The 12,550-nt window shown below is 69.6% G+C and carries 10 protein-coding genes and 1 pseudogene; 8 read left to right on the plus strand and 3 right to left on the minus strand.

Annotated features, from left to right (window positions below):
* Window positions 1-174: 174 nt before the first annotated feature.
* Together ACFY0T_RS19955 and ACFY0T_RS19960 are read left to right on the plus strand one after the other, a co-directional pair.
* Window positions 175-837: a hypothetical protein gene (locus ACFY0T_RS19955; protein ID WP_388871916.1), complete on the plus strand. Its 663-nt coding sequence runs from the start codon at window positions 175-177 to the stop codon at window positions 835-837.
* A 152-nt stretch (window positions 838-989) separates the two neighbouring features.
* Complete coding sequence (locus ACFY0T_RS19960; protein ID WP_388871919.1) at window positions 990-1,253, plus strand: hypothetical protein; 264 nt, start codon at window positions 990-992, stop codon at window positions 1,251-1,253.
* Window positions 1,254-1,333: 80 nt separating this feature from the next.
* Here ACFY0T_RS19960 and ACFY0T_RS19965 read toward each other — a convergent pair whose 3' ends face one another.
* From ACFY0T_RS19965 to ACFY0T_RS19975, 3 genes are all read right to left on the minus strand, one after another.
* On the minus strand, window positions 1,334-2,416 hold the full coding sequence (locus ACFY0T_RS19965; RefSeq protein ID WP_388871922.1) for a trypsin-like serine peptidase: 1,083 nt from the start codon (window positions 2,414-2,416) through the stop codon (window positions 1,334-1,336).
* Window positions 2,417-2,708: 292 nt separating this feature from the next.
* Window positions 2,709-4,187: a cellulose binding domain-containing protein gene (locus tag ACFY0T_RS19970; RefSeq protein WP_388871925.1), complete on the minus strand. Its 1,479-nt coding sequence runs from the start codon at window positions 4,185-4,187 to the stop codon at window positions 2,709-2,711.
* Window positions 4,188-4,506: 319 nt separating this feature from the next.
* Window positions 4,507-5,826, minus strand: coding sequence for a radical SAM protein (locus ACFY0T_RS19975; RefSeq protein ID WP_388871928.1), 1,320 nt, complete (start codon window positions 5,824-5,826; stop codon window positions 4,507-4,509).
* A gap of 357 nt (window positions 5,827-6,183) precedes the next feature.
* Here ACFY0T_RS19975 and ACFY0T_RS19980 point away from each other — a divergent pair, with 357 nt between their 5' ends.
* The 6 genes and pseudogenes from ACFY0T_RS19980 (at window position 6,184) to ACFY0T_RS20005 (ending at window position 12,539) form a co-directional block, all read left to right on the plus strand.
* Window positions 6,184-6,972 carry an alpha/beta fold hydrolase gene (locus ACFY0T_RS19980; protein ID WP_388871930.1) on the plus strand — a complete coding sequence of 263 codons (789 nt, stop codon included), beginning with the start codon at window positions 6,184-6,186 and terminating at the stop codon, window positions 6,970-6,972.
* A 93-nt stretch (window positions 6,973-7,065) separates the two neighbouring features.
* A complete protein-coding gene (locus tag ACFY0T_RS19985; protein ID WP_388871933.1) occupies window positions 7,066-7,905 on the plus strand; it encodes an alpha/beta fold hydrolase in 840 nt (279 codons plus the stop codon).
* A gap of 317 nt (window positions 7,906-8,222) precedes the next feature.
* A complete protein-coding gene (locus tag ACFY0T_RS19990; protein ID WP_388871936.1) occupies window positions 8,223-9,473 on the plus strand; it encodes an FAD-binding protein in 1,251 nt (416 codons plus the stop codon).
* A 94-nt stretch (window positions 9,474-9,567) separates the two neighbouring features.
* Window positions 9,568-10,812 carry an ROK family transcriptional regulator gene (locus ACFY0T_RS19995; RefSeq protein WP_388871939.1) on the plus strand — a complete coding sequence of 415 codons (1,245 nt, stop codon included), beginning with the start codon at window positions 9,568-9,570 and terminating at the stop codon, window positions 10,810-10,812.
* Window positions 10,809-11,019, plus strand: a pseudogene (locus ACFY0T_RS20000) (beta-glycosidase); the annotation flags it as partial. The gene ACFY0T_RS19995 and the pseudogene ACFY0T_RS20000, both read left to right, overlap by 4 nt.
* Window positions 11,020-11,273: 254 nt before the next feature.
* Window positions 11,274-12,539, plus strand: a complete 1,266-nt coding sequence (locus ACFY0T_RS20005) for an ABC transporter substrate-binding protein (RefSeq protein WP_388871941.1) — start codon at window positions 11,274-11,276, stop codon at window positions 12,537-12,539.
* The last annotated feature ends 11 nt before the right edge of the window (window positions 12,540-12,550 follow it).

The following is a 12,550-nucleotide window of genomic DNA, read 5'->3' on the forward strand; positions in this document are numbered from 1 at the left end:
AACTCAGCCCGGGTGTCGGCCCCGTCGTCAGACTGAGCGTGTGACGGTGCACATGCTGTCTCGGCCGCCTTCGGTGCGCGTTTTCTCCCCCAACGCATTGCGTCACCGTAAGTGCAAGCACAGGACTACAGAGCCGATTTCACTCTCTTATTGCCGCAGCCATACAGTTCGGTCATGGCCGACGGACAATCAGAGCCCTCCTCGCGTACGGAACTGATCAGCAGCCTTGAAGAACTCGCCGTCCTGGCTGAGGAACTGCGCCACGCCGACGACATGTCCGCTCCCGTCTTGATCGCTGAGGTGGATGAACTGCTCACCCATGCCCGCAAGACGGTGGATCGCCTGGCGGCACAGTTCGCCGTGCCGAACATGGACACGGTGCAGGCAGCGGGATCCCGCGAAGGCGGCATCGACGGTCTGACCATCGCGTACACCGTGGGCATCACCACCCTGGTTCTCCCGTTCCTGCAGGGCATAGCCCAGAGGGCCAGCGAGGATGCCTACCGGGCGATCACCGCAGTCATCCAGAGACGCCGTTCAGCGCGGCGACCCAGCCAGGACCCCCACCGCATCGTGTTGAGCGACCGCGAGACGAAGGCACAGATCATCATCGACGAAAACGTCGATGGCGCCGCACTCGCCAAGCTTCAGCAGATCGACTTCGCCGACGAGAACCTGCGTGAAGCCACGCTGCGTTGGGCCCCGGAGCGGCAGACGTGGGAGGTCGAACCCAGACGTCCCCCGGTGAATCTGTGGCTGCCTGGCGATCCGTTGGACGAGGACGAGGTGCACAACACACCGTTGACCAGAGGAGAACCGGCCCCAGGTGGCGGGTAGCGCTGCTCGTCGCTGACGCTGGTGATCGCCTGGCACCCGCCGTGCCGACGGCCGTGCTCCTGCGACAGTGGGTGCAACACGGGCGGTCGCCTGCGATGCCTTGGGAGAGGGTGGGGATCGTCCACGTCCGGCTGCGCGGATAGCCTGCCCGTGTGAAGAAAACGCTGATAGCAGCCTTCGTGTTGGCAGCCGTGTGCGCGGGAGCGGGCGCCGCCGCGTATGCGTCCTTCGCCGAGGACACATCCGTCTCCGTCCATTCCGAACCGGCGAAGAGCCGCACGGACTACATCGAGATGTGGAAGACGGAGCTGAAGAGGTCCGGCCAGGAACTGCCCGCGGGCGTCGACACGATGAGCACGCAGGCGATCATCGACGCGTGGGCCACGGAGCGGGCCAAGTACGCCCAGCCCGAGTGACCTCGACCGGACCGTAGGAGGCATGGCGGAGGGGTCCGCGCCCGGTGCGCGGACCCCTCTCGTTGTGGTGGCTGTGCCGGTCAGCCGATGGCGTTGGCGGCGCTCATGGTGTTGCCGGCCTTCGAGTCGTGCTCGGAGGAGAACAGGTCGTCGGAGTTGCGGTTGCCGGCGTCATCGGTCTGGTAGTGGCTGTTGGCGCCGATGATGCGCGGGTCGGTGCTGCTCTTGCCCTCGATCATCGGGCCGCCGGAGGAGCCCTTGCCCATGTCGCAGTCCATCGACATGCGGTCGTCGAAGGGGTTCCAGGGGCCGGCGTCCACGGTGTTGCCGTAGCAGTACATCATCCGCTCGGCGTTCAGGTCGGTGCGGTTGTAGCCCTCACCCGGGTAGCCCGCGTCGTAGACGTCGCTGTGGTCGGTGAGGTTCTCGGTGAAGGTGTAGCCGAACGCGCCGACGTTGTCCTGGAGCTTGCCCCAGGTGGGGTGGTCGTTAAGGACGACGGCGGCGTAGTCGGCGTCCTCCATGTCGCTGCTGTCCATCCACTCGTTGTTGACGACCTTCGACTTGACGGTCCAGGCTCCGTAGGGGCCGCTGCCGTCGCGGTAGCCGGGGATGAAGTACATGTTCTGCATCCACCCGGCGTCGCCGCTGCCGTCGCCCATGTGGACACAGTGACCGGCGGTCCACAGGGTGTTCCGGTTGTTCGAGACGATGACCGCGGCCGTGCAGGAGTGGCCGGAACCGTCGGGCTGGTCGTAGAACAGGCGGCCCACCAGGGAGTACTGCGGTGCCGTGGTGTAGGGGACCTCCTGCGAGACGGAGATCTCCGTGGGCGCCGCGGCGGTGGTGAGGAGCGTGCTGTTCACCGGCTTGACGGAGTGGGCCGAGGCGTGCGCGCTCTGCTCCCCGGCCGGTGCGGTGTCCTCCGCCCTGGCCGTGTGCTTCTTCTTCAGGACCGGCATCTTCGCCGGGTGCTCGGCGGCTGCCCGCAGACGCTCCGGGGTCCAGTGGGCGCGGATCTCCCGATCGGTCCTCTTCTCGACGGATACGGAGATGTCCGCCGGGATGTGCTGGTCGGGACCGGTCCCGGCCTGGGCCGTCAGTGGTGTCAGGGAAAGTGCCGCCGTGGTGGCGGCGAGGGTGACGGCGTGGAGAAGACGCACAGGTGCCTCGTTTCGAACTATGATCAACGATCTTGCGGGCTGTATGCAATCACAGTCATGGACATGACATATGGATGCCCTGTGAGTGCCCTGTGAATGGCCATCCGCTGGGGTCCGTTGGGGCGATGCCGGGAACGGCTTGCGCCTGTCTCATCCCCAAACGCGTCGGCGCGCGACCCGACTTCCGCACCCGTTCGGCGAACTACCCGGGATCATCGTCCAGTTGGGCATTGCGCTCGACCATCACGAGCCGCGGCGCGACCACGTTGACGCGGATGCCGTGCGGCCCCAGTCAGCCGGCGCTCGTGCAACTCTCGCCGTTGAGCGCGAAGTTGTCCGGCACGGAGTTGTCCCCGTCCCAGGACGCCAGGAAGCCGACGGCGAAGGTGCCGCCCGCGGAGACGGACTTGTTGTAGTCGGCGGCGGTGGCGGTCACTCGGGAGTCGTGCTGGACGAAGGTGCCGTCCCACATCTGGGTGACTCGCTGGCCGTCGTGGAAGGTCCAGCCGACGCTCCAGGTGTCGAGGGCCTCGACGGAGGTGACACTCACGGTGGCCTGGAAGCCGTCCGGCCACTGGTTGACTATCTCGTACGTCACCTTGCAGGACGCGCTCTTGGTGGGGGTGGCGGACTTGTGGGTCGCCCGGGCCGGGGAGGAGGAGGTGCCCTGGGGTTCGGGGTCGGGCTTCGTCTCGGAGTCGGTCGTCGAGTCGGACGGTTCGGGCGACACCAGCGAGCCCGCGGGGCGCGTGGTGGCCGAGGGCGACGAAACGCCCGGGTCCGCCACGGGCTTCCGGTCCACCGAGTCACCGCGCGCGGACACGCCTCCGTCCTCGGCGCCGTCGAAGGGCATCAGCGAGACCGTGAGCGCCAGCGCCGACACGATGACGGCCGCGACCAGGAGTCCGGTGCGGCCTATCCGGGGCCCGGCCACCTTGCCCTCGGCGATGCCCGTGTCCACGGTCGCGTCCGTACGTCCGCCCGAAAGACCCGCCTCCGCGGCCCGGCGCCGGCGCTCCAGATACGCGAGGCCGCCCCAGCCGATCACCCCGCCCGCGAGCGCCGCGGGCAGTCCGCCGCCGTGCAGCCGCAGACAGGCGGCCGCCTCCGCGCACTCGACGCACCGGGCGAGATGCCGGGAGAGGTCCTCGGGCGTCTCGGCGCCGGGTGAGCGGGTGACCGCGTCGAGGAGCCGGGCGTAGCTGCGGCAGTCGGCGTCCATCGGGGTGTCGAGGTGGTTGCGATGGCAGCGGTCCCTGAACAGCGCCCGCACCTGGGCGAGTTCCTCGGCCGCGGCCGCCGGGTCGAGGCCGAGCCGCCGGGCCACGGCGGGCAGCGGCAGCGCCTCTACCTCGGCCAGCCACAGCAGTGCCGCGTCGGGTTCCTGCATGTCCCTGAGGCCGCGCAGGGCGAGGGGGCGGTGCAGCGGCGGCCCGGTGTAGCGGTCGGCCTTCTCGGAGTTGAGCCACAGCCTGAGGTCGGGGTCGAGCCGGTGGCCCTGGCCGTGCGCCTCCCAGCCGGCGGCCGTGGTCCGAACCGACGTCAGCAGCAAGGGGATCCGGGGCAGCCTGAGGGCCCGGCGGCCGGTACTCTTCGCTCCCGAGTCGGCGGCGCGCGCCTCACGGATGCCGTGGGTGAACGCCTCGGTGGCCAGCTGGGTGGCCGCGGCGGAACCGGACGTGCACAGATCCGCGTACGACAGGACCGCGTCCCAGCACTCCGAGAACAGCGCGGCCTCGGCGGCGTCCTGAGGGGTCGGCAGGTCAGGCATGGGGGGCTCCTGCATCCACTGCTTCCATGTGCAACGTCATGCAATGCCCAACTCGGTTTGCTTGCAAGGGAGTTGGGTTCCGTCTCGCGACGGGGCCCGAGCCTTTCACGGTTCCCACACAACTGACAAGCGACGTATTCAAATGTTGTGGGCAAGCGGTTGCACCGCGCCTTGGGCCGCGTAGGCAGCCCAGTTCGCGGCGTCCCCAGTGTTGTACGGAAGGGAAGCCGGAACGTATCGATTCCCTTCGCCTTTTGCGGGACACGCCCGGCCCGAGAAGAGCAGGACACCCCTTTCTGTTCCGGCGGCGGGGCACGGACTACACCTGGGACGGCTCCTGCGCGGGAAGACTGTCCATGAAGGAGCTGACGGAGAAGACCGCGTTCCCTGGTCCGGGCGGGCCGTATCCGGGCGGGGAGGAGAGGCCGAAGTCCTCCATCGTGGAGCGGTACGCCTCCAGGAGGCGGATGTGGTACTCCAGCGGCGCGCCCTGCGGGTTGGCCTTGCCGAGCGGGGTCGTCGGCTCCGGGCACCACGTGGTGAAGCGGGGCGTGATGCCGTGCGACATGAAGAAGCGCAGCCCCTCGGTCGTCGACGCGATGGCCTCGTCGACAGTGGTGAAGCCGAAGGGCTCGGCCATCTCCACGCCCGCCACGAAGTTGGGGATCACATTGCGCGCGCCGAAGATCTCCGCGGAGTCGAGGATCCGCTTGTGCCACTCGTCGCGACCGACGTAGCGCTCCTTGCCCGGGCAGTACAGCTCGAAAAGGCGCCGGTCCCACACCTCGTAGTTGGGGTGGTAGATCTGCACCCCGTAGTCCTTGAAGCGCTGGACGTCGTCGCGCGGCAGCGCCTGGGCGACGACCTTGCCGATCCACCGCCCCGGGAACCGCTCCTCGATGGCCTTGGCGTAGTGCCCGTAGAAGTCGGCCTCGTCGCGTCCGGCGACCGTCTTGGTGATCGCACCGCCGGTGAGGGTGTAGGCGGTGGACGCCTTGGCGGTGTCGTACCGGTCAATGATCTCCAGCGCTTCGAGGACTTCCTCGACGTCCTTCACGCCGGTGTACGGGCGGCCCGCCGCCTTGTGCTGGCGCCAGTTGTGGTTGATGTCGCAGTACTGGCACTCCTCCTTGGCGCCGAAGTACTGGCAGACGCGGAAGACGGTGAGGTAGATGAGATACCCCCACTGAATCGTCGGGGCCACCTCCATCACGGACTTCCCGTTGGAGAGCGTGTGCCGGTAGTACTCGGGCATCGGCGGCACCCCGACGTCGGAGATCCGCTTCCCGTCGAGGTAGAGCCCGAGCATGCCGTCCTCGTCGGCGGCGACGCGGTACGGCGAGGACGGATTGACGCGCACGGACACCACGGTCCGCCGCAGGTCGTACGGGCCGCCGGTGAGGATGATCTCCTCGGGCGGGCGGCGCAGCGCGGCCTCGCCCAACTCGGGCAGGGTGCCGTGGTCGAAGGAGAAGATGAAGTACGACTTCGGCTTGACCTCACCGCTCTCGTTGTCGCTGAGGGCGGAGGCGTCGAAGGCCACACCCCCGCGGAGCAGGTCCTCCTTGAAGACGGCTTCCCGCGGCACGTGCGGGAAACGCTCCATCAGATCCTCGACCAGCGCGGTGCGGCTGCCCATCCCGTTCTCCTCGCTCCCGACCTGCTCCGTCTGCTCTGCTCGACTCCTCACGGTATGCCCCCGCTCGGACATCAGCCGTGCCGGGTCCCCTCGTGCCGCGCGATGTGCGCCGGAGCGGCCAGGTCCGGCGGCAGCTGGGGGTCCCCCCGGACGAAGTCTGGGGGAGGGTCGGCCTCGGGCGCGCCCCAGGTCGAGGTCAGCGGCAGCGTCCCGGTCCACAGGCCCAGCGCGGCATCCGGTCCGTCCCCGTCGTCCGGGGCGCCGGTGCGGATCTCGGTGCGCCTCCCGGGCGGGAGCCCGCGACCGCCGAAGGCGTCACGTTCGGGTAAATGTCAGTGGCCACCTACAGTCGCGCCCATGACCACGGCATCCATACGTCTGCACCACGCGGACCAGCCCGGCACGACCCCCGCCCTCCTCCTCGTCCACGGCTGGGGCGGCAACGGCGGCGACTGGGACCCCACGCTCCCGTACTGGCGGCACCGGGTGATCGTCCCCGATCTGCGCGGCCACGGGCGCTCGCCGAAGCCGGTCGAGGGGTACGGCGCCCGGGACTTCGCCGCCGATCTCGCGGAGCTCCTGCGGGGGCTGGACACCGGCCCGGTGGTGGCCGTCGGGCACTCGATGGGCGGGCAGGCGGTGACGGCGCTCGCGGTTGAACACCCGGACCTCGTAAGGGGGTTGGTGGTCGTCGACCCCGCGTACGGCGCGGACGAGACGAGGGCGGCACGGATCCCCGCGGAGCAGGAGGCGTTGCGTCGAGAGGGCCCGGCGTGGGCGGCGCGCTTCGTGACGGGGGCCTTCCGGCCGGGGGCGTACGACGAACTCCGCGACCGGCAGCGGCAGTTGATGGCGGAGATGGACACGGAGGTACTCGTCCAGTGCAGGGATGGGATGTATCTGAACCCGGATGCCTTCGGGTTGCGGCCCGCCACGGTCGCCTGCCTCGCGCGGCGCAAGTGCCCGGTACTGGGCGTGTATGCGACGCCCGGGGCTGCGGAGTTCGAGCGCGGGACGCTGACCGACCCCAGGTCGCGGGTGGTGGTGTTCGACGGGGCCGGGCACTTTCTGCACGAGGAGCGGCCGCGGGAGTTCGTGGAAGTGGTGGAGAGCTGGACGGCCGAGGTCGGCGGGCCGAGCTCGTGATCGCCGGAGGCGGCCTCGACGGGGCGGCGGGTCCCCTGCAGCTCCGCCCAAACGCGGTTGCTCCGCCTCCTCGCCGCTGACAGAGTCTCGGCCATGACTACCTTCTCCGCACCCGACGGGACCAAGCTGGCGTATCACGTCTTCGGAGACGGCCACCCGGTGATCTGCCTCCCCGGCGGACCGATGCAGGACTCCCTGTACCTCGGGGACCTCGGCGGCCTTTCCGCACACCGGCAGTTGGTCATGCTGGACCTTCGGGGCACCGGCCAGTCGGCGACACCGGAGGACCCCGCCTCCTACCGCTGCGACCGACTCGTCGACGACGTGGACGCCCTGCGCGAGCAGCTGGGCCTCGACCGGATGGACCTGCTCGCGCACTCCGGCGGCACGAATCTCGCCCTGCTGTACGCGGCGCGCCATCCGGAGCGCGTCGGCAGGCTCGCGCTGATCACGCCGAGCGTCTTTGCCGCCGGCATCACCATCACGGGAGAGGTCCGGCGCGAGACGGCGCTGCTCCGCCGGGACGAGCCGTGGTTCCCGGCGGCGTTCGCGGCCCTGGAAGCGGTCGTCGCCGGCGAGGGGACCGCCGACTCCTTCCAGGCCATCGCCCCGTTCTGGTACGGCCGCTGGGACGCGGCGGCTCGGGCCCATCGCGCCGCCGAGGACGGACACAAGAACATGGAGGCCGCGGCCGCCTACGGTGCCGAGGGCGCCTTCGACCCCGACACCACCCGTGCGGCGCTCGCCCGGTTCACGTCACCGGTGCTCCTGCTGGCCGGCGAGGTCGATCTGAATTCGCCCCCGCCCGCGATGGCCGAGCTCGCCGACCTGTTCCCCCACGCCGAGCTGGTCATTCAGCCCGGGTCCGGGCACTTCCCATGGCTCGACGACGCCAACCGGTTCGTGACGACCACGGCGGCATTTCTGGGCTGACATGTCAGCTCCCGGGCGGGAGCATCCTCCCGTCCGGCGTTCGAGGACGAGGCCGTCAAGGCCGATGGGGGTTTGAGGGCGGAGCCCCCAAGGGACGGGAATGGGCAGGGGCGGCGGGGGCGAAACAACCCTTCCTACGCGGCGCCCGTTCCAACCCCTCCCCCACGACCGCCAGGCCAACCGGTCTCCACCGTAGGTGCGGCCGAGCGAGAGGGCCGATGGACGGGCCGATCACCGCACCGGCCCGGCGAGGTACCGTCCCCCGGTGGCCATCGCACCGGCCGCGGACGGCGACTTCCCGGGGAGGGACGACAGGGATGACACAGACCCTGACCAACTGGGCCGGCAACATCACGTACACGGCCAAGGAGCTGCACCGACCCCACTCGCTCGACGCGCTCCGAGCCCTGGTCGCGGAGAGCGCGCGCGTGCGGGTGCTGGGCAGCGGCCACTCGTTCAACGAGATCGCCGAACCGGGCGCCGACGGCGTCCTGCTGTCGCTGACCGCGCTGCCGCCCGCCGTGGACGTCGACACGACGGCTCGTACCGTACGAGTGTCCGGCGGCGTCCGGTACGCCGAACTCGCCCGCCGGGTGCACGAGTCCGGGTTCGCGCTGCACAACATGGCGTCGCTCCCGCACATCTCCGTGGCGGGCTCGGTGGCGACCGGGACGCATGGCTCGGGGGTCACGAACGGTTCGCTCGGCTCCGCCGTGCGCGAGGTCGAGCTGGTCACGGCGGACGGCTCGACCGTGACGATCGGCCGAGGCGAGACGCGCTTCGACGGTGCGGTGACCTCGCTGGGCGCGCTCGGCGTCGTCACCGCGCTCACCCTCGACCTGGAGCCGGACTTCGAGGTGAGCCAGCACGTCTTCACCGAACTCCCCCTGGAGGGATTGGACTTCGAGAAGGTCGCGGCGACGGCGTACAGCGTGAGTCTGTTCACCGACTGGGGGCGGCCGGGCTTCCGGCAGGTCTGGCTCAAGCGGCGCACCGACCAGGCGTTGCCCGACTTCCCGTGGGCCACGCCCGCGACCGAGGCGATGCACCCGGTGCCGGGCATGCCCGCGCGCAACTGCACCGAGCAGTTCGGCGTCCCGGGCCCCTGGCACGAACGACTCCCGCACTTCCGGGCCGAGTTCACCCCGAGCAGCGGGGCCGAGCTGCAGTCCGAGTATCTGCTGCCGCGCTCGCAGGCCCTGGCCGCGCTGCAGGCCCTCGACGCGATCCGTGGGACGATCGCGCCGGTGCTGCGGATCTGCGAGGTGCGGACGGTCGCCGCCGACCGCCAGTGGCTGAGCCCGGCGTACGGGCGGGACACCGTCGCCCTGCACTTCACCTGGGTCGAGGACACCGAGGCCGTACTGCCGGTGGTGCGGCGGGTCGAGGAGGCGCTGGAGCCGTTCGAGCCCCGGCCGCACTGGGGCAAGGTGTTCACGGTGCCGTCGGCGGTGCTGCGCGGGCGGTATCCGCGGCTGGGCGAGTTCGGGGCGCTGGTCGATGCGCTCGACCCGGCGGGCAAGTTCACCAACGCCTTCGTCGGGGACTTTCTCCACCCCCTTTCCTAACCCCTTGTCGAAAGTCCCTCACAGGCCATAGCCTTGCGCCGCGCCGGGGCCGACGGGCCTCGCCTTGCACGGAGGGCCCGAGGGGGAAAGACCGGTGAAGCGCACATCACGCGACATCCGCACCGCGAACCGCTACGAGGTGCTGCGCCAGATCATCGCCCAATCGCCCACCTCCCGGCAGGAGCTGGCGGCAGCGACCGGGCTCAGCCTGGCCACGGTCGCCACGCTTGTCGGTGAGCTGCTCGACCTGCGGATGCTGACCGAGGTCGGGTTCGAGGACTCCGCGGGTGGCCGCCCGCGGGGCCTCGTGGCGGTCAACGCGTCGGGGGGCGCGTTGATCGGCGTCGACATCGCGGAGACGTACGTACGCGTCGAGCTGTTCGACCTGGCGCTGAACGTGCTCGCCCGCGCCGACGAGGACATGCGCCCCGGCGAGAGCCGCCCGGAGCAGGTCGTCGGGCATGTCGCGGCGGCCGTCGGCTCGGTGGTCGCGCAGGCCGGCGTCGAGGGTGCGCGCGTCCTCGGCGTGGGGGTCAGCGTCCCCGGGCAGGTGGACCGCGACACCGGGATCTCCGAGTACGCCCCCAACTGGGACTGGCACGACGTGCCGCTCCTCGACCTGCTGGCCGAGCACATCGCCTACCCCCTCTACCTCGACAATCCGCTGCGCGCCTGCGCGGTCGCCGAGCTGTGGTTCGGCGCGGCCCGCGGACGCGGAGACGCCGTGGTCGTCAATCTGGGCACGGGAGTCGGCGCCGGTCTCGCCCTCGGCGGCGGGCTGCACCGCGGGGTCAGCAACAGCGCCGGCGAATGGGGCCACACCACGCTCGTCCTCGACGGGCGGCTCTGCCACTGCGGCAACCACGGCTGTGTGGAGACGTATGTCGGGGCGCCCGGAATCATGCTGAATCTGCGGGAGTTGAGCCCTCGCAGTCCGCTGCTGCACCCCGAGGACCAGACCGCCACGATCGACGCGCTCGCCCAGGGCGTCGCCGCGCAGGACCCGGTGGCGCTCAAGGTCGTGCGCGACACCGCCCGTTATCTCGGTGCCGGGATCTCCGACCTGGTGAACCTCCTCAACCCCGAGGTGGTCGTGCTCAGCAGCTGGGTCGCGGCCACGCTCGGCGAGCCGCTGCTGAACGAGGTGCGCGAGGCCGTCGCCCGGCACGCGCTGAAGCGGCCGCTCGCGGCCACCGAGATCGTCCTCTCCCCCATTCCGACCGATCCGGTCTGCCTCGGAGCCGCGACGTTCGCCCTGGAAGGGGCGCTCCAGTCAGTCGGCCAGAGGTCCACGAAACGCACCACGAGCGCAAGGAGCCGTACCGCACCACCTTCATGACGACGGAAGGGATGCACGTTGACGCGCACCAGGAGATCCGTCCTCGCGACAGCGGCAGCCGCACTGGCTGTCACCGGGACGCTGATATCCACCCCGCCCGCTTCGGCCGCCGACCCCGCGGCCGCCGAGGTCTCCCCGCACGCCGCCCAGACCATCGACAACATCGGCGCGTCCGGCGCCTGGTGGGTCAACGACCTCAAGAACTTCTGGTCCAAGCAGTAGCGCATGCGGAGAAGTTGAGGGGTGCGGGCCGCTGACGTGGCGGCCCGCGACTCCGTTACGTCCGGTATCCCGAACGCTACACAACGCTTCGAACAGGCTTCGTCCAACCCCTTGCCGAAGCCTTAGCCGAAGGTTAACGTCCCGCACCGCAGCGCCATTTGAGCCACTTGACCGACGAGCCGGTCAAGGGGCGCAGGGAGCCACTGAGCCGCAGCCGTACTCGAGACAAGGACGTCACCATGTCGGCAATGAGCAACAGCAACTGGGACCGCCGATCCGTACTGCGGGCCGCCGCCGGCTTCGCCGCCCTCGGCCCGCTGGCCGCCTGTGGAAGCAACAACGGCCGCGGCGGCGGGAGCGGTTCAGGCAAGAGCCTCGTCCAGTACTTCCACGCGTACGGGGAGGCCGGCACCGAGCAGGCCATCAAGCGGTACGCCGCGGCGTACGACAAGGCGAACGTCTCCACCCAGTGGATCACCGGCAACACCTTCGAGACGAAGCTGTTCGCGGCGCTGCTCACCAAGAACGCGCCCGACGTCTTCGAGTTCCACCCGCAGATCCAGCTCATCAAGAGCGGTCAGGTGGCCGATCTCAGCGACATCATCGACCCGGTCAAGGACGACTTCAATCCGGCCGACATCACGTCGCACACGGTCGACGGCAAGATCTACGGCCTCCGGATGATCGACGACCCGCAGTTCTTCTTCTACCGGAAGTCGATGCTGGAGAAGGCCAAGGTCGACGTTCCGACGACGCTGGACGAACTCATAGAGGCGGCCGCCAAGTTGACCACCAGCAAGGTCAAGGGCCTGTTCATGGGCAACGACCTCACGTCGATCCAGCACCCGCTGATCTGGTCCGCCGGCGCCGACACCCTCAACGAGAAGAACGAGATCGCGTACCACACGGACGCGGTCGCCGAGGGCCTCACCAAACTCCACGGGCTGTTCACCAGCGGCCACCTGCTGCTCGACGCCCCGGCCGACTACTGGGACCCGTCCGCGATCGACCAGGGCCTGTGCGCCATCCAGTGGTGCGGTATGTGGGCGATGCCCGTGATGCAGAAGGCGCTCGGTGACGACCTGGGCATCTTCCCGTTCCCGAAGGTCGGCGACTCCGGCAAGCAGTCGGTCTACAACGGCGGCTGGTCGATGTTCGTCAACGCCAAGGGCAAGAACGTCGACGCGGCCAAGGAGTACGTGAAGTGGCTGTGGATCGAGCAGAAGAAGTACCAGGAGGACTGGGCCCTCTCGTACGGCTTCCACATCCCGCCGCGCTCTTCGATCGCCGCTGACGCCACCAAGCTCAAGTCGGGTCTGCCGGCCGAAGGCGTCAAGCTCTTCAACGACTTCGGGCACTTCGACAACATCGGCTGGACCCAGGCCATGATCGTGGCGTTCAACGACGTGATGGCCAACGCCGTCCGCAAGAACCAGAACCCCGAGGCCGCGCTCGACGCCTGCGACAAGAAGGTCAACGTCGAGCTCAAGAAGCTCTTCGGATAGGCCGGCGGACG

It is taken from the genome of Streptomyces sp. NPDC001530 (assembly GCF_042894545.1).
Classification (GTDB): domain Bacteria; phylum Actinomycetota; class Actinomycetes; order Streptomycetales; family Streptomycetaceae; genus Streptomyces.